Source organism: Neolewinella aurantiaca (assembly GCF_008014675.1).
GTDB classification, from domain to species: Bacteria; Bacteroidota; Bacteroidia; order Chitinophagales; family Saprospiraceae; genus Neolewinella; species Neolewinella aurantiaca.
In genome coordinates, this window is the sequence record NZ_VOXD01000037.1 from 38,011 (window position 1) to 60,948 (window position 22,938).

General features: G+C 51.9%; 22 protein-coding genes. 14 read left to right on the forward strand and 8 right to left on the reverse strand.

The genetic code is table 11. The features are described from left to right. Positions 1-5: 5 nt before the first annotated feature. Positions 6-1,340, reverse strand: a complete 1,335-nt coding sequence (locus tag FUA23_RS18940) for a hypothetical protein (RefSeq protein WP_147932340.1) — start codon at positions 1,338-1,340, stop codon at positions 6-8. Between the two features lie 249 nt (positions 1,341-1,589). Here FUA23_RS18940 and FUA23_RS18945 point away from each other — a divergent pair, with 249 nt between their 5' ends. Then, the gene (locus FUA23_RS18945; RefSeq protein ID WP_147932341.1) at positions 1,590-4,064 is read left to right on the forward strand and encodes an Ig-like domain-containing protein; all 2,475 of its coding nucleotides are present in this window, start codon (positions 1,590-1,592) and stop codon (positions 4,062-4,064) included. A 40-nt stretch (positions 4,065-4,104) separates the two neighbouring features. Here FUA23_RS18945 and FUA23_RS18950 read toward each other — a convergent pair whose 3' ends face one another. Continuing rightward, positions 4,105-5,391: a hypothetical protein gene (locus tag FUA23_RS18950; protein ID WP_147932342.1), complete on the reverse strand. Its 1,287-nt coding sequence runs from the start codon at positions 5,389-5,391 to the stop codon at positions 4,105-4,107. A gap of 114 nt (positions 5,392-5,505) precedes the next feature. After that, the gene (locus FUA23_RS18955; protein ID WP_147932343.1) at positions 5,506-6,342 is read right to left on the reverse strand and encodes a phosphatidate cytidylyltransferase; all 837 of its coding nucleotides are present in this window, start codon (positions 6,340-6,342) and stop codon (positions 5,506-5,508) included. Positions 6,343-6,840: 498 nt separating this feature from the next. Between FUA23_RS18955 and FUA23_RS18960 the strand changes: the two genes are divergently transcribed. Together FUA23_RS18960 and FUA23_RS18965 are read left to right on the forward strand one after the other, a co-directional pair. Then, positions 6,841-7,182, forward strand: a complete 342-nt coding sequence (locus tag FUA23_RS18960) for a MerR family transcriptional regulator (protein ID WP_147932344.1) — start codon at positions 6,841-6,843, stop codon at positions 7,180-7,182. 38 nt (positions 7,183-7,220) lie between these two features. After that, positions 7,221-8,147, forward strand: a complete 927-nt coding sequence (locus FUA23_RS18965) for a lysophospholipid acyltransferase family protein (protein WP_147932345.1) — start codon at positions 7,221-7,223, stop codon at positions 8,145-8,147. Positions 8,148-8,191: 44 nt separating this feature from the next. On the opposite strand, the gene FUA23_RS18970 is transcribed toward FUA23_RS18965, so the two are convergent. From FUA23_RS18970 to FUA23_RS18985, 4 genes are all read right to left on the reverse strand, one after another. Continuing rightward, on the reverse strand, positions 8,192-8,842 hold the full coding sequence (locus FUA23_RS18970; RefSeq protein WP_187271130.1) for a TIGR02117 family protein: 651 nt from the start codon (positions 8,840-8,842) through the stop codon (positions 8,192-8,194). Between the two features lie 263 nt (positions 8,843-9,105). Next, positions 9,106-9,594, reverse strand: coding sequence for a hypothetical protein (locus FUA23_RS18975; RefSeq protein WP_147932347.1), 489 nt, complete (start codon positions 9,592-9,594; stop codon positions 9,106-9,108). Then, on the reverse strand, positions 9,587-9,979 hold the full coding sequence (locus FUA23_RS18980; protein WP_147932348.1) for a hypothetical protein: 393 nt from the start codon (positions 9,977-9,979) through the stop codon (positions 9,587-9,589). Before FUA23_RS18980 ends, FUA23_RS18975 begins: the two co-directional genes overlap by 8 nt. Continuing rightward, positions 9,969-10,529: an RNA polymerase sigma factor gene (locus FUA23_RS18985; RefSeq protein ID WP_147932349.1), complete on the reverse strand. Its 561-nt coding sequence runs from the start codon at positions 10,527-10,529 to the stop codon at positions 9,969-9,971. The genes FUA23_RS18980 and FUA23_RS18985 overlap by 11 nt, the downstream gene beginning before the upstream one ends. 136 nt (positions 10,530-10,665) lie before the next feature. On the opposite strand from FUA23_RS18985, the gene FUA23_RS18990 reads away from it, so the two are divergent. The 8 genes from FUA23_RS18990 (at position 10,666) to FUA23_RS19025 (ending at position 19,505) form a co-directional block, all read left to right on the forward strand. Beyond that, complete coding sequence (locus tag FUA23_RS18990) at positions 10,666-11,550, forward strand: carboxypeptidase-like regulatory domain-containing protein (protein ID WP_147932350.1); 885 nt, start codon at positions 10,666-10,668, stop codon at positions 11,548-11,550. A 131-nt stretch (positions 11,551-11,681) separates the two neighbouring features. Continuing rightward, positions 11,682-12,749 (forward strand): tetraacyldisaccharide 4'-kinase, encoded by a 1,068-nt coding sequence (gene lpxK, locus FUA23_RS18995; protein ID WP_147932351.1) that lies wholly within the window; start codon positions 11,682-11,684, stop codon positions 12,747-12,749. Between the two features lie 98 nt (positions 12,750-12,847). After that, positions 12,848-14,113, forward strand: a complete 1,266-nt coding sequence (locus FUA23_RS19000; RefSeq protein ID WP_147932352.1) for a dihydroorotase — start codon at positions 12,848-12,850, stop codon at positions 14,111-14,113. Between the two features lie 64 nt (positions 14,114-14,177). Then, on the forward strand, positions 14,178-15,134 hold the full coding sequence (locus FUA23_RS19005; RefSeq protein ID WP_147932353.1) for a glycosyltransferase family 2 protein: 957 nt from the start codon (positions 14,178-14,180) through the stop codon (positions 15,132-15,134). Positions 15,135-15,301: 167 nt separating this feature from the next. Then, positions 15,302-15,745, forward strand: coding sequence for a nucleoside deaminase (locus tag FUA23_RS19010; RefSeq protein WP_147932354.1), 444 nt, complete (start codon positions 15,302-15,304; stop codon positions 15,743-15,745). A gap of 290 nt (positions 15,746-16,035) precedes the next feature. Beyond that, positions 16,036-16,347, forward strand: coding sequence for an HU family DNA-binding protein (locus tag FUA23_RS19015; protein WP_147932355.1), 312 nt, complete (start codon positions 16,036-16,038; stop codon positions 16,345-16,347). After that, complete coding sequence (locus tag FUA23_RS19020) at positions 16,347-17,132, forward strand: tetratricopeptide repeat protein (RefSeq protein ID WP_147932356.1); 786 nt, start codon at positions 16,347-16,349, stop codon at positions 17,130-17,132. Before FUA23_RS19015 ends, FUA23_RS19020 begins: the two co-directional genes overlap by 1 nt. A gap of 828 nt (positions 17,133-17,960) precedes the next feature. Continuing rightward, positions 17,961-19,505 carry an Rne/Rng family ribonuclease gene (locus tag FUA23_RS19025; protein ID WP_147932357.1) on the forward strand — a complete coding sequence of 515 codons (1,545 nt, stop codon included), beginning with the start codon at positions 17,961-17,963 and terminating at the stop codon, positions 19,503-19,505. Positions 19,506-19,852: 347 nt separating this feature from the next. On the opposite strand, the gene FUA23_RS19030 is transcribed toward FUA23_RS19025, so the two are convergent. Next, entirely contained in the window at positions 19,853-20,086 is a 234-nt protein-coding gene (locus FUA23_RS19030; protein ID WP_246144370.1) for an IS1 family transposase, read from the reverse strand. A gap of 304 nt (positions 20,087-20,390) precedes the next feature. On the opposite strand from FUA23_RS19030, the gene FUA23_RS19035 reads away from it, so the two are divergent. The 3 genes from FUA23_RS19035 to FUA23_RS22950 all read left to right on the forward strand — a co-directional run bounded on the left by FUA23_RS19035 (position 20,391) and on the right by FUA23_RS22950 (position 22,728). Then, on the forward strand, positions 20,391-21,971 hold the full coding sequence (locus tag FUA23_RS19035; protein ID WP_147932358.1) for a hypothetical protein: 1,581 nt from the start codon (positions 20,391-20,393) through the stop codon (positions 21,969-21,971). Further along, positions 21,971-22,294: a hypothetical protein gene (locus tag FUA23_RS19040; RefSeq protein WP_147932359.1), complete on the forward strand. Its 324-nt coding sequence runs from the start codon at positions 21,971-21,973 to the stop codon at positions 22,292-22,294. The genes FUA23_RS19035 and FUA23_RS19040 overlap by 1 nt, the downstream gene beginning before the upstream one ends. 308 nt (positions 22,295-22,602) lie before the next feature. After that, positions 22,603-22,728 carry a hypothetical protein gene (locus FUA23_RS22950; protein ID WP_262713714.1) on the forward strand — a complete coding sequence of 42 codons (126 nt, stop codon included), beginning with the start codon at positions 22,603-22,605 and terminating at the stop codon, positions 22,726-22,728. Positions 22,729-22,938 lie beyond the last annotated feature (210 nt).

Below are 22,938 nucleotides of genomic sequence, written 5' to 3' on the forward strand. Positions count from 1 at the left end.
TCACACTAAAACGCTTCGATTTTTTCTTCCAGCCACGGGCGTGAGGCAACGTACTTTTTGCCGGCGAGATCGGTTTTTAGCTGAGCCAGAGCTTTTTTATCGCCGGGCAGCATGCGGGTGAGCCTGCGGGTAAAGGAAACCAGGTTGCGGTAGGCACGCTGATTGATTTCGGGGATCTCTTTGTGCCGGTTCAGGTAAGCAGTAATAGAGTCGAAGAGCGAGTCCAGGGCCGTGTCTGCGTTAGTTTCGTAGTAGATGGCAAGGAGCATTGTCTTAGAGTTCAGGTTGTAGGTGGTATTTTCGTATTCCACATCACGCAGATAGTCAAGTGCCTTGTCGTAGCTGCCCTGGTAAAAGTAGAGGGTTGCCGAATTATAGTTTACGGCATTAGAGCGTTGCTTTTCGGGAAGCCGGTTTTGGTAGTTCTCGATGTAGTACTCTGCCCAGTCGTAATCGCCGTGGCGCAGAGCGATCAGGATTGTATTTCTGAATTGTAGAGGATCGAGCTTGCCGTCGTCATACACCAGGTCGTACTCCAGCGCATAACGGTAGACTTCGAGATATTCGGCGAGGAAGTCCCTGCTGCCTTCATTGATTCTGCGGCGACAATAATTGAGCGCCGGCTGGAAAAACTCGTACGCCTTGTCTCCGGCCATGCTGTCGGTGTCGCGTATAATTATGTCTTTGTAGTGATAGTAAGCGTCGTGGTCTTCTGATTCCGTCAGCATCTTATACATATAGTAATGGATGGCTACTACGGGGTGGTCCAGATAGGTTCCGTTCGTGTCGAGAAAACGGACGATGTCCGGAACTAACTGAAGATCATATGCAGATTGATCGGTTTGTATACGGCTGTGAATATTAGCGGCATGCCGCAGTTTCATCACGATGTAATAAACATCGAGGTTGTTGCTGATGGCTTCCACGTTGGCCCGTTCGTAGGGGCGGTGCTCATAGTTGAGCAGCGAGTATTTTCGTTCCTCCAACAGGTGCCGGTACAAGTAGGCTCCGTGATCGTAGCTGTCTTCCTGCCCGGCAATGTCTTCCCAGTTACGTTCCACGCCCCGAATGAGCTTATCCGGGTTTTGCTTTTCGAGCGCGGAGAGGTAGAGGTAGTTTTTCAACTCCGGCTCTTCCTGCAGCATTTGCTGTGTCAGAAACTCCCTGATTTGCTTGAACAGGTCTGAGGTGAATTTGCGGAAACGAACATCGTTGAACGGCTTCTTCTTACCAAAGATGCTCAACCAGATTTCTTGTTTGTCAAGACTTTTGCCTTTGTCCAGCCGGCGGGTAATTTCATCGAAAAAAGCTAATAAATCCTCGTTGCCGGAAAAGAACACAGACTGGATGAGTTTGCGGCATCCGCGCCTTTGAGTTCGGTCCAAACTGGCTAAAAGGCTAATTAACTTATTAGATTTTTCATTCATTGTTCACAAATCTACGAGCTAAATGTCTAAACTTCAACATTAAAGGTCAATCTGGATAGAAATACTAATTCACGAGTAGTTCGCAAAAAACAATAGGAACATAACGTTACGTCCTTCCTTATTACTATATTGTGGCCTCAACCGATTTAAACTACTCCCCTCATGAAATTACGGCAACTAAAGTTGGTTTTGCTGTTTCTTCTGACGGTCGTCATCTCTGACGTCTCCGCTCAGGGGTTTGAGGATTTGCAGACGGTCAAGAATCAAGCAGTAACTTTCGAGTTCTTCTCCCGTTTTGCTCCGGTTATGGGTCGCCTGCCCGAGCATGGTTCTGTCGATCTCGAAGAAGGTCCTACTACTTATTATACCCTGACGTACACCCCGGATGCCGACTATATCGGTTCCGATGATATGTTGCTCGTCAGTTTCCCGTACCAGGTCAATGTTGCGTTCACCGAATTCAACATCAGCGTGGATGAGGCTAAAATCACAGCAAACCACGACCTGGCTTCTACCGTAGCGGGTACACCGGTTACTATTCCTGTTCTCAGCAACGACACCTCCAACGTCGGTACGCTTTCTCTGGTTTCTGTCCCTGTAGCTAATGCAGGTACTGCCGAGATTGTCGATAATCAGGTAGTCTTCACTCCTGAACCGGGCTTTTCGGGCCTTACCGACTTCAATTATGTCATCTGTACATACGGTGTATGTGATTTGGGGACAGTATCCGTTAACGTAACTCCTGATGGTGATGATACTGCCGGAGATACGATTCGTGTGTTCACGATCCGTGATCAACCACAGTTCATCTTTGCTCCTGCGGATGCTACTCCTGCCGGAGAGCCGGCTTCGGGGTCAATGGTTTCCATCGAAGGTGTCATGGCTTACCAGCCTGATGAGGATTTTATCGGTGATGAATACCTCTCATATGTCTCTCCGGGAGCTTCTGCTCCTACCGTCTTTCACATTACCGTGCTGGACCTGGAGAGAAACCAATTTGCCGTTGAGGACCGTGCTTACGCCCCGGTTGACGGGACTGCGAAGCTGAACGTTTTGCACAACGACCTTTACAATGTACTTGCCGATTGCATCAGTTTCGGTGCGCCCCAGTTTGGTACATTGACAGAGACTGCCCGAAAGGGCGAGGTCGTCTACACCGCACCCGAAGGTTGGTCTGGTGTAGATCAGTTCACTTATTCCTCCATGCCTCCGGGCTGTGACGGTGAGCCAGAGCTACAAACGGTTTATGTGTTCGTTTCCAACTTTGCACCAGCAGAAGACGAAACAACCCTTACTACTCCTGCAGGAACTCCGGTTCGCCTGACTTACGATGCCGACGGAGGCGCCGTAAGCTGGAGCGTAGTGGATTACCCCGCTTTCGGTACAATCATCTCTGACTCAGTTTCTGGCGCACTCAGCTATCTCCCTCTGGCTTCTGCCCTGGCTCAAACCGATGAGCTCACCCTGGCCTACTGCCTCAACGAAGACGAGGCAGGTGACTGCGAGTACCGTACCGAGGTAACCGTAACAATCAACGTCACGGCAGAAGATGTAAACGCTTGTATCGACGAAGACTGTGTTTGGCCTGGCGATACCAATAACGATGGAGTTGTCGATGTAGGAGACCTTCTGCCTATCGGGCTCGCTATGGGCAGCAGCGGTACGCCGCGCCTAACGGCTAACCCTTCTGGCTGGTCTGCCCAGTACGGCGAAGATTGGGCGACCGATCTCAATGGCCTTAACCACAAATACATCGATGCTAACGGCGACCAGGTGATCAGCTCACTTGATACCCAGGTAGTAATGGAGAACCTTGGCTTGCAGCACCGTCTGCGCGCCGAACAGCAAACTTTTACCACTTTCCAGTTGAGCCTTAGCGGCCCGCTCGACGCAGAGCCTGGTGATCTCATAGTACTCGATATCAATGCCGGAAACAATGTCGTAATCGTTGAAGATGTATTCGGTTTCCGTTTCTCTTTCGACTACGATACTGACTATGTGAATCCAACTTCAGTTGATGTTAACTTCGACGAAGCCAGCTGGATGAGCTACGATAGTCCTATTCTGTCCCTGACTGATAACCATCAGGAAGAAGGACGTATTAATACTGCCGTCACGCGTACAAGTAGCGAGGGAATCAGCGGGTTCGGTCCGATTGGTACGCTCGGTGTTGTGATCGTTGAAGATGTATTTGGCTTCTTCGGTGAGTATGATGGTCCTGTTTCTGATTCCGCAGGAGATATTACTACGACGCTGGGTGGAGACGAAGCCGTGGCTATGAATGCTGCTGGCCATCTCGATGCCGTTCGCGTTGCCCCCTACGAACTGAAGATCAAGCGCAGGCCAGCAACCGAAGTTGAGAACTTTGCCCCCGCCGAAGCCAATACTTACCTCGACGGTAAACTCCTCGCTTACCCCAATCCAACTGCCGGTAACCTTGTGGTTCACCTCAATGGCCAGCAGGAATTCACGACACTTCAACTTACGGATGTTACCGGACGTACGGTACTGTCTGAGCAAGGGCTCAACACCAACCACCGCGAGCTTTCGCTTGCGGGTCTGGCAAACGGTATCTATACCCTCACTATCACTACTGAGGATGGCGTGGTTAACCGCAAGGTCGAGCTTATCAAGTAATTCCGCCGACTGAGGCTTGTTTCCCCGTCCAGCCGGATGGTTATCCCGCTACCAGGCCCATTTCTGATACTATACTAAGTGGCAGCAGCCGGTAACCGTCGAACTCGGCAAAGAGAGACATTGGGCCACCTCCGCTTATCGCGAGAAGGGTGTAAAAATTCTCATAATCCGGGTGGAAGTGAATAACCTCCCCTTTGGCGTCGAGAAGAACTTTGTCGTGGCCGTGTTGCGCAGGGCGGGCTTCCTGCAGGTAGACGGGGTAGCTGTACAGCCAGGGGTTGAAGGCCAACGCTTTTTGGTAATTCGCCCTCATGTTCGTGAAAGAGGTGTAGCCTATCAGCCCGTCGTAAGGCCGCCCGCCTGGGACAGGGTGGGGGAAGATGGCCCGCTGGGGGTAACTGCCCGGATAATAGTGAACCTTGCCGTCGAACGAAGTCGCCAGGGGCCAGGCGCGTTCGAAAGGGCGTTCGCCGAAAGCATAATCGACCAGTAAGGCGAAGCGTCTGCTTTTTTCGCCCCTCAGCCAGACGCGGCGGAACCGGAGTTTTTCTTCCTGTCCGTTCACAACGCCCATTACCAGCCAGTGATCTTCGAGGCCAGGCTGACGGAGGATATCATCCTTGCGGGTGGTCATACCGGCAAACTGAAGCAACTCGTCGTGTTGTTTCACGGAGAGTTCTTCTTTATTCTTCCAGGCGCGTACAAAGAGGTAGAGGTCTGCGAGGGCACGTGCGATTTGGGCCTCGGTCCCGTCGGGACCGAGATTAGCGAGTCGGCGGAAATGCCCGGCCGGGCCGGGCAGCTTAGCGTCCGTCAGGCGGGCAGCGGCGGCACGGAAGAGATCCGGCCCCTGGGCGAGGGTGTCGGCAATCCCACGACGGGCAATATCCAAAAGGCGGACTTCCAGCTCCTCCACGCCGCTGGTCATCAGGGCGAGGCGTTCTTCGAAGCGGTCATCGGCGGCAACGACGTTCGTGACAGGTTTAACGGCTTTATCAGCCTGGAATTGGACCGATCTTACCCAAGCCGGTGGCTGTGCTACGCTGATGCGCTCCTGCGCATTCTTAAGCATCAGCACGAGGGCCAGACCGTGGGCACAAGGACGCTGACGGGCACGGCAACTGCAAACGAACTTCCCGGTGGTGAGCTTTACGGCAGATTCAATGGCTTTGCCCATCGGGTTAGGACCGTAAACGAACTCCCCCCAGAGCCACGTTCCGTCGCCACCAATGATCCGCCAGCGGCGGCTGTAGAAAAGCTTCCGACCCGCCTCGAGCGTTTTTGCATCGGGAGCAAGGCGAAGTAGATCGTCTGGGGTCGAAATCACGAGAAGGTATTTCTGGAGGTTCGTTGGAGTTGTGGCCGGTAGGGAGGAACATCAAAAGGGGAAACATTGCCCCATTAACGTCTTTTGCACCTGCGGCCGCGCCCGGGTGATGGATTACCGGAAGTAAAGCAAGTACGCAGCAGCAAAAGGAACGACGAAGATAAAAGCATCGAACCGATCAAGTAAGCCGCCGTGGCCGGGCAGCAGGTTCCCGCTATCTTTTACGCTGACGCTGCGTTTCAGCATGCTTTCCACGAGGTCGCCAAGCCCTCCGAAGATGCCGACAATTACGGCAAGGCCAAGCCACTGCGTGACCGGAATGTCGTTGAACAGAAAGCTGAGACCCCAACCGAAAAGCAGTGTTGTCAGGAGGCCTCCAATGGTGCCTTCCCAGGTTTTCTTCGGTGAAATCCGGGGAAACAGCGGCGTTTTTCCGATAGCGCTGCCGGTGAGGTAGGCTCCGGTATCGTTTACCCACGTAAGAACCAGCAGGCCGAAAACGATGCGGTTGCGGAATTCATCTCCGTCGAAAGCAATGAAATTTACCAGCGCAAACGGAATCCCGATGTAAAAGAGCCCCAGAATCATGAAGGCAATGTTGGCAAACGGTTCCTTGCTGTTGCTGTACAGTTCGTAGATGAAAATGGTGAAAACAAAAGGCGAAAACAGCAATGCGGAAATGGTTATGAACTGTTCCGGGTCAATGACTTTCATAAGTTTCAGAATAGTCACCAGTACAAACGGAAGCAGACCAAGGACGACGCCGAAAATTTTACGGATTTTATCGCGCCGTGTGTGCAAATCGAGGGTCAGCCCGAGAAATTCCCATAAGCACCCTGCCGCGATGATGAGGAACAGGAGGGCAAACGTGTAGGGCCCGGTGAGGTGCCCGGCAGCCATGATGATAACGAAAATTACGGCGGTGACGAGCCTTCTCCAGAGTCCTTGCATGTACATTAAGCTGAAAAACGAAAATTTTGCTGTGCTGCCAGTGAGCACATTGCGTGAGGGGTAAGATAAGCACGGTTGCTGAAACAAATACGTAGCGACCACTTCCTGACCCAAAGGTTACCGTTTAGGCGCGGCCGCAGGTGCAAAAGGGGGTAAAAACGTTTGTTTTCGCACTGCAGCAAATACCTGGCCGTTGCGCATTTCGCTGAAGGTAAGCAACACTGCGGTGTTTCGAAAGGGATTTTTTACCGTTGATTCCTCCATTCCGGTATAACGTTAGCGGTTGTAGGCGATTTGTTGTTCGCCCCCGGAAGGTGTGTATCACGAGATGCACGGAATCTCCCTCTCCCCCGGCCCCTCTCCTCGGGAGAGGGGAGACGTGACAAGCGGCAAGTTCGTGATAGTAGTGCATCTCGTGATACACACCCCCGGAAGGCCTGAAATCCGGTATTCAACAAAATAGCCTATCTTTTGGCGGCAAACCAAACACTTATCGCCATGGCCAAGGCCAAGCCCGACGACGATCTCAAACTGTACTACTCCATTGGCGAAGTCGCGGAGCGGCTCGGTGTCAATGCTTCTCAGCTCCGTTTTTGGGAGACGGAGTTTAAGCACATCAAGCCAAACAAGAACAGCAGAGGAGAGCGACGCTTTACGAAAGAGAACATTCGTCAGTTGGAAGAAGTGGAATACCTGCTCAAAGAACGGGGGTTCACCATTGAGGGAGCACGGAAGGAAATTGCCCAGGCCCGGAAGCCCGTTGCCGGGAAAGATGAAGTCATCAATCGGTTAAAAATGGTCAAAGAGCGCCTGAATAAGCTGGTCAAAGAGCAGGAATAAGTAGCGGCAAACCGATAAGGTCTTACCTTCGCCTTTCCATGGCTTATCTCTTTTATTACCTCATTCTATTGCCGGTCAGTTGGTTGCCGCTTCCGGTGCTCTACGGCATCGGCCGGTTCTTTTACTGGCTCGGATATCGGGTGCTTAAATACCGCCGCAAAGTAGTCTACGGCAACATCCGTGGCTCTTTCCCTGACTGGACGGAAGCGCAGGTCGAAGCACAAGTCGAAAAGTTTTACCGCTATTTTTTCGACAGCCTTGCCGAGTCCATTAAGATGTTCTCCATCTCTGAGCGTGAAAGTGTGATTCGCTGCCGGGTCGAAAACCCGGAATTACTGGCACCCTATACGGCTGCAGGAAAGAGTGTCATCATCTACGGAGCACATTACGCCAACTGGGAAATCGCGGCAATTTCCTTCCCGTCTCAGCTGAACGGAGCCACGGTGATGGCGATTTACTCGCCCCTCAAAAACGAAACGCTCGATGGCCTTACGCACGGAAACCGTACCCGCACCGGCCTGCACCTGGTTTCCCGCCGGGAAGTAGATAAGTATTTCGAGGAAGATCCCGTTCGTCCGGCGGTAGAGATTTTCATCGCGGATCAGTCGCCCAGCAATGCTGCCTGGTACAAAGTCCACTGGACTCATTTTCTGAACCGAACCACCAGTTTCCTCATGGGCCCCGAACGCTATGCCGTTCGCTATGATCGTCCTGTCTTCTATATGAACCTCAGAATGGAGAAGCGCGGGCACTACGTCTCCCGCTTGTTTCCGGTTACGGACAAGCCACGGGAAACCGAGCCCGGTTTCATTACCGAGAAGTTCGTAAGACAGTTGGAAACCGAAATTCAACGCGATCCGACCCCCTGGCTCTGGACGCACCGTCGTTGGAAACGGGGCGTTGCGCCGGAGGCCGCAGCCGCAATGGAAGGCAAGGACTGGGTTGCCGGGCAATATGAAAGGTAGCGCAGGGTAGGGTCGCAGGACCGCTTCAGGCCCGCCCACAATTTTTAATCAAGAAACCGGAGCACTCCTGTATCCATTGGGGTCCAGACTGCGGTCTTTACCCCGATACGGCGCAAGCCTATGTTGACCCAGGTATTGCACGTTTTGAACATAGAGTAATTTCCGTGGGCTTCGTAGAAGCGGTCGTGTTCGGTGTATCCTTTGCCTACCAGTTCCATCACCTGGCCGTTAGCGTCGGTTCTGAAGGTCGGGATGATGTAGGCCCACAGCTGGCTGAGCTGCTCGTCGCTGAGGTTTATGTGGGACCAGGTGGCATGAACGGCAGCGTGTTCGGTAACGTGCATCGCCGTCGCACTGGGCAGAAACATCGCTTTGATGGCAACCTTCGGGCTGAGTTCCGCCCAGGTTGGCGTATCGAGGTAAAAGCCCTTGTCTCCCCACCCGATGGCAAGCATGGTGGTGCCGGGGGCGTAAGCCAACTGGCTGAGCAACTGGTCGGGCACCATCTCCAGCGGGAAAACCAGATCGAGGTGCACTCCGTTGGAGTGCGCGTAAATGCGGTTTGGCCCCGACTTATTCGAAGACGCTGTATTGACCGGGATGTAGGACAACAAAAAAGACAAGCCCACATAAATACCCAAAAAGAGAAAAAGCCAGGCCAAGACTTTTCCCGAGAATAGAAAAACACCCTTCATGCGCCTAAAGGTAATGAATGTGGGATTGGAGGCTTTTCCGAACTTCTTTCGTGTACAGCACGGAAAGAACGATCGCGGGAATTTTACCCGGCTATCACGTCCTCGCCGTTGGACCGGGGATAAAGAGGAAAACCGGGCGTCTTGTAGTCCACGCGTTTTTTTCTCCGGGGCTGAGCACATTCGGTCAGCTACCCAGGCAAGTAATCTTGGTCTGTGTTTTCAGTAATTCAGTTGCAATCTGCGCGGGAAGATAAAATGTCGCCTTACCGTGGCCTGCGGGTACGCTCCCACAGTTTTTTGCGGAACTCGCGCTCTACCTCTGGCAGGCGGATAACCTTGGTGGCGGGCAAAATTTTGAGGTACTTGTCTTCTGCTTCCAGGGTCAGGGTTAGCATCTGCTGTTTATGGGTGCGGCGGTTCAGCAGTTCTGTCCGGGCTTCCTCTTCGGTGTATTCCTGGGTTGCGTGACCGGGCGTTTTGCGGGCGGGGCCATCCTTCTTGCCTTCGGCAAGGCGCTCTTCGTATTCCCAATAAACGGGGAAAAAGTCAGCGGCTTGCTGCGCGGTCAGTGCCAGCTCTTCGGTGATGAAAGCCTGACGTGCGGCCTTGATGCGGCCGAAGCGTTCGGAGCGCATTTCTGTGCCTGCCCGTTCCGTCCGCTCTCCGGGCAAAGAGGTATTACGACCGGGTTGCGCCACGAGCGAGGTTGCAGTGATCATAAAAAATGCAAGGAAGAAAAATAGCTTATTCATAGGATTCAAAGTTGTAGGCCTCGGCGGCAAAGAGTTCGGTCTCGAAGTTGTCGAGGTTGTCAGTGATATAGGCCTCGATGTCGGACGCATCGATTTCGGCGAGGAGGTCTTCACTGGCTGGCTGTTGGGTCTCGGTAGCGAGTTGTTCGCTGCCTGAACCATTGGGCCAAAGGAGCACAGTGGCAACCAAAAGCAAGACCACCGATGCCGCAAGGCTGAGCCATTTGCGATTAATGCCAACGGTGCGGGCGGGTTGCTTACCGGCCTCGATGCTGCGGGTTGCAAGTTCGTCAAAGTAGCCGGGCGCAGGCGTCCGGAAACCATCGCCGCGCTGTTGCAGCTCGGCCAGCAGGCCCGTCAGTTCGGTTTTTTCGTTATTGGACATATGCTTTCAGTTGAGATTCTATTTTTTTTACGGCCAGGTGGTAGCTGGCTTTGAGTGCTCCCTCGGATGTTCCGGTGATTTCGGCGATTTGCCGGTAAGGCAGGTCGTCGAAATACCGGAAGCTGAAAACAGCACGTTGCTTCGCGGGCAGCGTCGCCAGGGCACGGTGCAGGTGCGCCTGGGCTTCGTCGCCGTCGAAGTAAGCATCGGCTTCCAGTTGCCGGTCGGCAATGCTACCTGGTTCTTCGGAACTGAAGCGGGCGTTGCGGCGTTGGCTGCTGCGCAGCCAGCTCAGGGCCTCATTGGTGGCAATGCGGTAGAGCCAAGTACTTAGTTTGCTGTCGCCACGAAACTTCTTCAGGTTGCGGTAAGCCTTCACGAGGGTATTTTGCAACACGTCGTCCGTATCCGCACCAGAGTGTAGCATACGCAACAGGTGGCGGTGCAGGGCGGGGCCGTACGCGGCCACCAGCTTACGGAAAGCGGCGTCGCGTTGGCGCGGGTCGTTCAATTCCCCGAGGAGGGTTGCTTCGTCGGTTGTTGGGATCATTCATAAAGTTGGACGCTTCCGGAGCTTCAAGGTTTATTCCAATGGTCGTTTTTTTTGCGCGACCGCAGGGTGCAAGGTGGGGCGTTTAAAGAGCAATGCCTATTTTAGCACGGCGCTTTGCCGGACAATTGATGCCGTGCCGAAGCAAAATCACCTCGTAGACACCTTACTCATGTACACCAAACTCTGTTTTCTCCTCTCCATCTGTTGTTGTTGCTACCTCCCCGCTCAAACCGTTCTGTCGGGCAGCGTTGTTGATGCCGGCACCGGTGCGCCGCTTCACTTCGCTACGGTTGCCGTAGCGGGCCAGCCTTACGGTACACTCACCGCCGAAGACGGTAGCTTTGAACTCAATACCCCGGAAACCCTCGCTCCCGCAGCAACCATCGTCGTCTCCTACCTGGGCTACGGTGCAGAAGAATACACACTTGCCGACCTGGCGGGCGGTGCGGATATCAAACTCCGCCCCGGCAGTCTGGGACTGCCAGTGGTAGAAGTCTCCTCGGCCGGAGAGCTCACTGCCATTGAGCTGGGCCGGAAGGAACGCAAGGCTATTACGTTCTATCAAGACGTTTTCGAGCAAACGTACCAGCTCGCCAGCCGCATCAATAACCCGGAGAAAAGAGAGGGCGTAATTACCGGCATCCGTTATTACTTCGGGAAAGCTGCAAAGAAGGGAAAGCCGGTACGCATCAATTTTTACAGCGTCGACCCGGCCTGCGACTGCCCGGGCAGCCCGTTGCACGCTTCCTCCATCATCCCCGGAAAGAATAAATCGAGATGGAACAAACTCGACCTCACTGCCGATCAGGTCGTTTTGCCCGCAGGCGACTTTTTTGTCGCTTTTGAGTGGCTTGCGCTGAGCCTGCCGAATGCTTCAGCCCTCAACTTTAGCATCGGGATTATCCCGGACCGCAACGCTGCGGCTATATACGAGAAAGTTGGAGGGGCACCCTGGGCCGAATCGGTTAAGCGCGGCATCTACCGGCCTTTAGTGCGGGTCTCCGGAAAAGTAAACTAGAGAAAACCGATCGGTGCAAGTCTGTAATCTTTGCTCATTAAATATTCTTCCTTTGCACCCGCGGCCGCGGCCCCACACACAACTACTCTGGCACGGAAATTGTAAAGGATAGATAATTAATCCATTGATCCTTGGTCCAGACCAAACTTGCCAAAGCTTTACTTTCTCCCTTCTCGCTGCTCTACGGCCTGGGGGTGAGTTTTCGGAACTGGACCTACGAACGGGGCCTGCAGAAGAGTATCTCTTTTTCAGTGCCCGTTATCAGTGTGGGTAACCTGACCGTAGGCGGGGCCGGTAAAACGCCCCACATCGAGTACCTGATCCGCGGGCTGGAGCCCTACCTCAATATCGCAACCCTGAGCCGGGGCTACCGCCGCAAAAGCAAGGGGTTCATCCACGTGCAGCCGCACATGGACGCGAACATGGTGGGCGACGAGCCTCTGCAGTACGCCCGGAAGTTTCCCGGCTTAACGGTGACCGTTGCCGAAGAGCGCGCCTTTGCCATTCCGGAAATAATGGCCCGCAAGCCCGATACCCAGTTGGTTTTGCTCGACGATGCTTTCCAGCACCGGTCCGTAAAACCCGGGCTCAATATCCTGCTCACTACCTTCGACAATCCTTTCACGCAAGATTACCTCCTGCCCAGTGGCCGGTTGCGGGAGTGGCGCTCGGGCTACGAGCGGGCCGATATCATCATCGTCTCTAAATGCCCCCGCGACCTTGACCGCGCCACTGCGGATGCTCTGATCGAAGAGATTGAGCCGCTGCCCCACCAACGGGTATTCTTCAGCTACTACGACTATGCTGCCCCTTACTACATGCTCGACCATCGCTACCGCCTGAAAATGGAGGAAAACGTAAGCGTGCTGCTCATCTCGGCCATCGCTAATACAGATTACCTGCTGGAGCACCTGCACCGGCAGAGCCCGCACGTCCAGACCCTCGATTACGAAGACCACCATTACTTCGACCGTAGGGACCTGGGCAACCTGAAGCTTCGTTTCACCGAAATGCCCGGCAAGCATAAAGCGATCATCACTACCGAAAAAGACGCTACCCGCCTGGAATTGCACCGCGATTTCATCCTGAAGGAACGGTTGCCCATCTTCGTACTTCCCCTGGCGGTCCGTTTTCATTTCGGGGAAGGGCCGGAGTTCGATACCCTCGTCCGGGATTACCTGCTGGAGTTTAAAGCTTAAGGGCAGTTGCCAGACCAGCAGGGCGCAAAAGAAAACAGGAGCACTTCTCCTGAGGAAAAACAGTGCTGACCTTTCCCGAATTTCCCTACCTTCGCCCTATGCTAATCCGTAACGCAAAAATCGTTGACCTTAACGGACCGAATCACGGTAAAACCCTTGATGTTCGTATCGAAGGCGGCCTCATCGCTGAACTGGGCGAAAAGCTTAAAGCGAAAGAAAAAGAGGAGGTCAAAGATCTCTCCGGTCTCCACATTTCTCCGGGTTTTACCGACCTGGGCGCGTACCTGGGCGATCCGGGTTTTGAGGAACGCGAAGACATCGCAAGCCTGCGGGCCGCCGCCGCTGCGGGCGGCTACACCTCCGTTGCGGTGCTGCCCAACACCGATCCGGTGCGGCAGTCTGTTGCGGATGTGGCCTACCTGATCCGTCAGAACGGAGCGCACCCCACAGACCTGATTCCACTGGCAGCGTTAAGCAAAAACCTGGACGGTAAGGACATGACTGAAATGCTGGAGCTCAACGATGCCGGAGCACCCGTTTTTACCGATGGCCCCGAGCACAAGGTTTCCGGGAGTCTGCTCAAGCGGACCCTGGAATACTCCAAAGTACGCGACCTGGTCGTGATGATTTCTCCTTACGACGAGCAACTCGTCCCCGACGGGCAGATGCACGAAGGCGAGGTAAGTACCCGCCTGGGGCTGCGTGGAATTCCCGCCATGAGCGAAACCATTCCGCTGAAGGAAGCAATGGATATTCTGGAGTACACCGGTGGTGTTCTTTACGTTCATTTGCTATCTACCGAAGCAGGAGTAGCAGAGGTGAGGCGGGCAAAAGCACAGGGGTTGAGTGTTTACGCGACCGTTAGTGCCCATCACCTTCAGTTTACGGCAGAAGAATTGGGTAGTTTTGATCCGAACTTCAAGATGTTGCCTCCCCTGCGCGGAGAATCCGACCGGATGGCCCTCATTGAGGGGTTGAAAGACGGTACCATCGATGCCATTGTGAGCAATCACTTCGCCCGCCACGGCGAAGAGAAAGACCTTGAGTTTTCTTACGCTGACTTTGGGGCAATCGGTTTGCAAACGGCCTTCCGGCAGGCGCTGCTGGCCCTGAAGGATCACCTCAGCCTGGAAGAAATTGTAGCCCGGTTTTCCACCCGCCCGACCCGGCTCCTTGGTCCCGATCCTTTGCACCTGCGCTCCGGCGCCCCCGCAAACCTCACGCTTTTCACTCCGGACGGAGAGGAGGAGTTTCTCGCTACTGAGTTGAAGGGAAAAACCAACAACAGTCCGCTGCTGGGCAAGACGCTGCCGGGAGCAATTCTTGGCGTGGTAAACAATGGCGTTGTCCACTGGAATGAATAGCAATTCATCGTCCCCGGAAAGCCAACCACCTGACGGTATAAAAGACTAACACTACCTTTGCTGTATGGACATAAGCGTCGTAGTACCATTATTCAACGAAGAAGAATCTCTGCCTGAGCTCACGGCCTGGATTGATCGTGTAATGAAGGCCAATGACCTGTCTTACGAGGTTTGGATGATCGACGACGGCAGTACTGACCGCAGCTGGCAGGTTGTACAGGAACTGCGGGCCGAAAACCCTAATCTCAAAGCCGTGAAATTTCAGCGGAACTACGGGAAGAGCCCGGCCTTGTACGTGGGCTTCAAGCAGGTGATCGGCGACGTAGTCATTACTATGGACGCTGACTTGCAGGACAGCCCGGATGAGATTCCTGAGCTTTACCGGATGGTAAAAGAAGAAGGCTTCGACCTGGTGTCGGGCTGGAAAAAGAAGCGGCACGATCCGCTTGGCAAAACGCTTCCGTCTAAGTTCTTCAACGCCGTTACCCGTAAAGTGAGCGGAATTGAACTGCATGATTTTAACTGCGGGCTGAAAGCTTACCGCCGCAACGTTGTGAAATCCATCGAGGTGTACGGAGACATGCACCGGCATATGCCCTTGCTGGCCAAGTGGGCGGGCTTCAACAACATCGGCGAAAAAGTGGTCGAGCACCGGGCGCGCAAGTACGGGTACTCCAAATTCGGCGTTTCCCGGCTGGTGACGGGTTTTCTCGATCTGCTTTCCCTCATGTTTGTGGGCCAGTTTGGCAAGCGGCCGATGCACCTGTTCGGTACGCTGGGGACGCTCATGTTCATGGTTGGCCTGGGGAGTTTACTCTACATTGGCGGAGTGAAAATGTACGCGCTGGCCAACAAGATTCCTCACATTCTGGTGGTCGAAAACCCGTGGTTCTACATCGGCCTTACCAGCATGGTGCTGGGCACCCTTTTGTTTGTGACGGGCTTCCTTGCCGAACTCGTTTCCCGCTCGGGCTCTGATCGAAACAACTATTTGGTAGAAGAGATAGTTGGTAAGGAGTAAAATCTGCAGGGTGCTGCTACGCAATAAGTCGCGCGCCCCGCAGGAAGCAATTCTATGCATTTTTTAGCGCGCACGCAGGTGCAAAAATGGTTGAAGGAGCAGGAACGTGTTCTTCGCCCAATCATCCACCTTTGTAACCGGCGGTAGCATTTTACCCACAACCGACTATGCTAAAGGTTTACGACGATACTTACTTTATGAACCAGGCGTTGGCCCAGGCGCGCCTCGCTGCGGCGGAGGGCGAAATCCCCGTCGGCGCAGTCGTTGTTTCCAACGAGCGCATAATAGCCAGAGGCTACAACCAAACGGAGCGGCTGAGCGACGTAACGGCCCACGCCGAAGTGATCGCACTGACCGCCGCAGCCAATCACCTGGGCGATAAATACCTGCACGACTGCACCCTCTACGTTACCCTGGAACCCTGCCCGATGTGTGCCGGAGCGCTTGCCTGGAGCCAGGTGAGCAGAATCGTTTATGGTGCGAGCGACGACAAACGCGGATTTATGCGTTTCGGGCGGGAAATACTACACCCCAAGACACGGCTGGAGTTTGGTGTGCTGCACGAAGAATGCAGCGAACTGATGACATCCTTCTTCGCATCACGTCGCTGATGAGAGAATGTTAGGAGTGCTCAGTAAGCGGCCAAATTTGCTACTGATAATAAACCGGAAAGGGGCTGGCTTGATGGTGAAATTGGTGTCAAAAGGGTATGAAATATTCATTCTGTGAGCACGTAAAACGTTGATTTAAAAAGAAATAGTTGTGTTTGTAGTCCGGATTTCGGTAAAAAAGGCGATATTTGCACCGCTTTTGAAAATCCGTCCCAAAGGATCATCCAACGGAGCCATATTCACTAATTGAATAGGTGCTCTCAAAGGTCCTGGAACATTAAAATTAAACAATGAGAAAAGCTGATTTAGTAGCAAGCATCTCCGACAAAACGGGCATCGCTAAAGTCGATGTACTGGTATCACTAGAAAGTTTCTTCAAGGAAGTAAAGGGTAGTCTCGCCGAAGGTGAGAACGTATACATTCGTGGTTTTGGATCATTCGTAGTTAAAAAACGGGCTAAGAAGATTGGTCGCCACATCAAAGAAAACAAGGCTATTGAAATCCCTGAGCATTTCATCCCTGCCTTCAAACCCGCAAAAGTATTTGTGGAGCAGGTAAAGGACAAAGTCACCGCTTTACCTAACGAAGAAGCCAATAGCTAATGGGACGTTCCCAGTGGATAGCCATCGCCGTTGCCAGTATACTTCTGGCCCTTACTTACTGGGGATGCCCGGTACGACCACCTGAAATGGAGGAGGGGTTCAAGCGTGGCCCGCTGGAAACAACCGGCCTCGAATCTCTGATCCGTGCCGCCCGTGCCGACCTGCAGCCCGCGCAAGTGGCCACACTTGCAAGCCTGGAAAGCCGACTCGAAAAAGAAGAACTCCCCGATAACCGTCGCCCTTTACTGGAGCAGCTGGCCGGAGAGTGGTATAAAGCTGGTCACCCCTCAATCTCCGGCATCTACGCCAAGGAGATTGCTGAGGAAGCCAACACTGAAGATGCCTGGAGCATCACCGCTACGACCTTCAATATTTGCCTTAAGCAGGAAGGTATTGACGACAAGACGCGGCAATTTTGCGCCAGCCAGGCCGAACAGGCTTATCAGGCTGCCATCAGTCTCGATCCGGAAGATCCAAACAATCGGATCAACCTTGCCGTTAGTTACACGGATTTCCCGCCCCGCGATAATCCGATGAAAGGAATTCTGTTGCTCCGTGAACTGGAACAGCAGTACCCCGAGAACCCACGGGTCTACACCACCCTGGCTCAGCTCGCTATAAAAACCAACCAGTGGGAAAAAGCCGCAGAAAGATTGGAGAAAGCCGTTGAACTGGCCCCCGACAATCCCGATGCAGTTTGCAACCTCGCCCGGGTTTACGAAACACTCAACCGAACAGACGAAGCGGCCACTTTGGGCGCTCGCTGTCAGGAGCTTGTTAAATAAACCTTTTCAATCTGTTTGGCAACCAACAATTTGTCACCGTAGGATGTATTATCTTTGCGGGTCCAAAATACTCGTAACCATATTTTATAACCAAAACGACTAACTATGCCGTGTGGAAAAAAGCGGAAGCGTCATAAGATTGCTACCCATAAGCGGAAGAAGCGTCTGCGCAAGAACCGCCACAAGAAAAAGAACCGCTAGTACGATTCATCGTATTGCAACATACCATCTCCGACCGATAAGTTAGAAACTAGAACTCAGGAGCGAAAAGCCAGTTGTTTTTCAATTGGTTTCAGCCCTTGTCTTTTATGCTCTTCTTCTCGGTCGGATACCGATGGTTTTCGGCGTCAATTCTTGCCCAGTATCTCCTTATTTCGGACTACTACCTACCTGCCTTAATACGACCAAGGCCTTTACCCCGAGCTGTTGTGCACTTCTCCAAAAACTGAAAGTGCTACTGTTTACACTCAACCTCACCTGCCGTACACCTTCGCGACGATTTATCTTCTATTATGCGCTGGCCAGTTTTAGGCCCCGCGACAAGAGCTTGACCGCCACCTGCCGTTTCTTAAAACGCGCGGCGGTAAAATTCCCGAAGTTTTTCTTCTCGTCCGAACTTTACGTGCCTCTTTCCTCAAGCCTGAAGGTGAGCAAATGTCGTTTCTTCTGGTAGCTGTTAACCGAACTGATCGATGCCCGGCCCGCTTTGGCGGCGGCCTCCTCCGGTTTACCGGTATGCTTTAAATGGTCATGAATGCCCAGAGTGCTCCCTCCCCGGAATCTATCCGGCGGCGGGCTTTGTAGTATTCATCCAACCCTGAAAAAACAATGGAAAAAGAAATGATCGTCTCTTCAACGGGTAAAACCGTAGAAGTGGCGCTCCTCGAAGACGGCAAGCTAGTGGAAATCCACCGGCAACGCTCCACGGATCAATTTACCGTAGGCGACGTCTTCCTGGGGAACGTAAAGCGCGTTACCGCGCCACTCAATGCCGCATTTGTCGACATTGGGCACAAAAAAGATGCATTCCTGCATTACACTGACCTTGGCCCGAAAGTCCGGTCTCTCCAAAAATGGTACACCACTACTGCCAGCGGTAAGAACCCTACCGACCAACTCGGTAAATTCCGCATGGAAAAGGAGATCGTTAAAACCGGTAAGATCGACGAGGTCTTTAAAAAACGCCAGGTCGTACTTACCCAGGTTCTCAAGGAACCGATCAGCACCAAAGGCCCGCGCCTGAGCTGTGAGATTACCATTCCTGGTCGCTACCTGGTTATCACGCCTTTCAGCGAAACCGTAGCGGTTTCGAAGAAAATCAGTACCAGCGAGGAGCGTAAGCGCCTGCTCGTTCTGGTAGAGAGCATCCGGCCTGCGAATTTTGGTGTCATCGTTCGTACCGCTGCCGAAGGCAAAGGGACCGCCGAGCTTTTTGAGGAAATAGAACTCCTCATGGCGAAATGGAAAACCATTTACGAAGCCGCAAAGACTGCTAAAGCTCCGGCAAAACTTCTCAGTGAAGCCGATAAGACCACCGGTCTGCTCCGCGACCTGTTCACGCCCGATTTCAGCAAGATTGTCGTCGACGACAAAGAACTGTTCGAAACCGTACGAGAATACGTAGCTGGTATCTCAAAGAAGAAAGACATCGTTCAGCTGCATAAGTCTAACCGACCTGTTTTTGACGCCCACGGCATCACGAAGCAGATCAAAAGCAGCTTCGGTAAAACGGCGACGATGTCGAGCGGTGCTTACATCGTTATTGAGCACACCGAAGCGATGCACACCATCGATGTGAACAGCGGCAACAAAATGCCGAGCCAAAACCAGCAGGAAGCGGTCCTCAAGATCAACCTGGAGAGTGCCGCCGAGGTGGCACGTCAGTTGCGGCTCCGCGACATTGGCGGCATCATCGTCGTCGATTTCATCGATATGCGCGACGCCGACCACCGCAAGCAATTGGTGTCTGCGATGCGCAAGCACATGAAGAACGACCGTGCGCAACACACCGTGTTGCCGCTGTCTAAGTTCGGCCTGATGCAAATTACCCGCCAGCGTGTTCGCCCTGAGGTGAAGATCACCACGGCCGAAAAGTGTCCTACTTGTGCCGGAACGGGTAAGGTGAACGCAACCATCTTGCTGACCGACGATATCGAGCGCGACCTCAATTTCATCATGGAAGCACGCCCCAAGGCTAAGCTGAAACTGAAGGTGCACCCCTTCATCGCTGCTTACCTCAAGCGCGGTATGCCGAGCCTGCAGATGAAGTGGTACATGAAGCACTACCGTTGGCTCCAGATTCAGGCTGACAATGATTTCCCCATTACGACCTATAAGTTTTACGACGGGGCCGATGAGGAAATCAAGCTCTAATGCTGGGCCCTTTGACTGAACGAAAAAACGCACCATCCGGATTCCCGGGTGGTGCGTTTTTGTTTGGCTTTAAATGAAAGAATCGATGGTGAGCGAGCAATGCATACGTCGGTTCCTTTGAGGCCTAAGGCTTTGAATTGTGGAAGTGGGGGAGGGGGGAGATGGTCCTGAAATACCGGACAGGAAATTTTGGCGGTGTATCAGAATTAAGGATGACGAGTTAGGTTGTATCTCCAAAATAAATAGCGAATCGCCTTTTAGTGTCATGTTGCCGATTTCGAAAGTGAAAACGACTTACGGACTAGGGGGCTGACTCTGGCTCTCACCGTAGCAAAGAACCCTTCAATTCAATAGGTGAACTCTTTGCCAATGCGATGATTGGTGAAAATCTTCTCATAACTGCTCCAATAATCAGTCTCGAAGCAGCAGCTTCTCAATCGCTTGGGGATTTTGGCTAGAAAAGCGCGAGCATCTTTATCACCACGACCGCCGATATGATAGGCTACAACTACGCGATGGACGGGATCAAAAGCTACCCCAATCCACCGTTTAAATGCTTTTTTCTGAACGAAAGACCACATCTCATCTGCTTATAAGCCAAATAGTTCTAGCTTCTTCACCTTTTTGATCATCCGTTTCTTTAGCCCCAGCCGCTTTCGTGTTTGACTCCACAGAGACTGTGCAAAAGATTGAAGCCAAGTCAAGCTTACATTGAATATGCGACAGATGGACCTCAGGCTGTTTCGCTCCGGCAGGCAGTTCGCGATCAACTCCCTGACTTGTGCTTGGATAAGATGTTTGTTGTTCATCACGAACTGACGATTACAGTCTTTACGGCGGTGATTCTGTTTTCCATGGTGCGTAAAGCCATTTTGACTACTTTTGGTGAATGGAAGCTGGGACAGATGGTATACATCAGCTAGAGAGTTTGGACGCTTTAAAGCTAATTACTCTGGATTTACTTCAGGCTTAGATAATCTTATTCTTCCATATAATAAAAAGCTATCAGGTGAGTTAACTGCGGCCTTAGTCTCAGGGAGTTTGAATTGTATGTTTAATGGAACTATTAGCCCAACTGGCGAAATTTTAGATGAATTTAATACTGATGCATGTGTTCGAGGATTTACGGTAGCAGTTATTTCTAGGAGTGTATTTTCTGCGGGCGGAAAGTCAGCGTTACAAAGTTTATCTAAGACGGGATTGTTCCGATTAGCTATCCAACTAACTAGGCAGTTAAATACAGAGTTTCGGCACTTAATGCCTGAAGGGACATCTTGGATGGATGAACTCTACGTTTTGGCGAAGAATGGGCTAGAACCTGATGAAGGGGAGGTGCAATTACTCCTTAACTTGAATCATATAGAAGATCCTGCATTTGATGCAAGTTATGCGTTAATTAATGATTGGCTAAAACATGGTCGATACGACAAGGCTTTGGAAGTAGTTTACAGTCAGGAAGTGGGAGTATTTGAGCGTTTCATGAAGAATCCTAGACTGCTTACGGATTTTTGTGAAGACTTTATTGGTAATAATGGACTTCGTGACCTATTTTTGGGTAATCTTAGGATGGTTAGGGCGTGGGAGATGCTTGCTAGTTCTAATAAGGAAGCGGCTAGATTGCTCAGGACAGATGTGAATCGGCTAGAGGATTTGTCAAGATTTATGGCTAATAACCTTAGTGATATTTCTAGAATTACCAGTGAATTAAATTTACCTAACACCCATGTCGGTCAGTATCTAGACTACATAAAATATGTCGGAACAGACCTGGAGCATTTTTACACAACATTTCGTCTTTACAAAGACCCTCAGGGTAGATCTTGGCAAGAATACCTAAACTGGGTCAATAACTCAAATACATTTAAAGTTGGTCTTCCGCCTTATCAAGGAAAAACTTACGAAGAGGTAATGGATATTGTGCTTCAATCAGACCGTTACAGTCATATGACTAAATCTGACGCTCAGATCGCCTTTAGTTACACTACTGGTTACTTTTATAAAACTGTCAATGATTGGATAAGGGCAGGAGAAGAAATTGTGTTAAGCCAGCAAATTATGGATGGAGTTTTGCCGAGTCTTGCTAAACTCCCTAGATATGAACCTAGTGCTACTTTTTATCGAGCAATTGAGGTGAAGCCTGAAAACTTAAGTGCTTTTCTAGACGAATATGTTGCTGGTGCAGATGTCTCTAAAGATTTCATTCAGTCAATAGCCACTAGGGAGGCAGACAGTTTTATCGGCAGACCAGGACATAATATAGAGTTCGAAATTAGAGGACTTACATCGTCTTCATCAGAAGCTCGTGACATCCATGATTTTGCATGGGCTAAATACTGGAACACAACTAACCCTGCGTTTCCCAGAACACTTTCAGAGGGAATTCTTATGCCAGGAGCTAACGTGAGAGTTGTCGAACTACAATCGGAGTCAAACGGGATATACAGGTTTATTTTAGAAGAATTCTAATGGAAAAAGAAGCGTACACAGCTTTCCTAAGAGGTGATGTCAACTTTCTTGAGGGAAGTTATCCTGAATTTACCAAGGAAGAAAAGAAAGCATTGTGGGAATATAGACTTACCTACGATCTGTTGAGTCGAAATCCAGAGGCAAAACCTTTAGATAAGTTCACGCGGTCGAATTACTTACAATGGAAATCTATTGAGCCAGATATTGATGATTTTATCGAGGTGATAATCGATGAATACTACTTAGGGTGGAATATTTGGTTCGAGGGAGCGCGAGAAAGGACTATTAAAGAAGAGATTTATCGAAGAATGAAAGAATGTTAGTTGGAGAACTACGATGCTAACTGTTTAGCTAGGTTAGCCTTCAACAAAAACGCTGAAAGCAAATCCGCGACGGTTTTCTTCTGATCGTCGGCCAGTTCCTGGGTCTTGCTAAAAAGCTGGAGAAGCCTGCTGGCCCGCCCACCGGTACCGCCACAGGCAGCCGCGAAGCGAAAGGTCAACCGCGCTACCTGGCCTCCAAATTCAAACACCTCTCTTCGGTAAAAAGCGGCATGCCTCACTTGGCGGGACGGCTTCCTTTTCTGCTGATATTGTCTTGAGCATCTGCAACCTGTCTTGACCTCCTGCCCTTGCGCTATCTTAATCAAAGCCGCCCCGCCACCGCCGAAGGCAGCCGCGTAGCGAACCCTCAGTGGCAGACCAAACAGGCCACCGCCCACCACCCTATGACCGCCTCCGGCAGTCTGGCGAGATAGTCTACCTTCTGATCGAGGCTTCAGCAAATGACGAAGGGGCGACTGCGTATTCCGGAGTTACTGACCCCCTCATTCCGGAGTATTGACCCCCCATGTGGATAACTCGCGCTTGTTAGGGTTACGAAGATAAGTTTTCAGATCGTTTCCTCAGACTTTTTCCTTTGAGTTCGACCCGATGAGCCTTCGGGATGATCCTGTCCAGGATGGCAT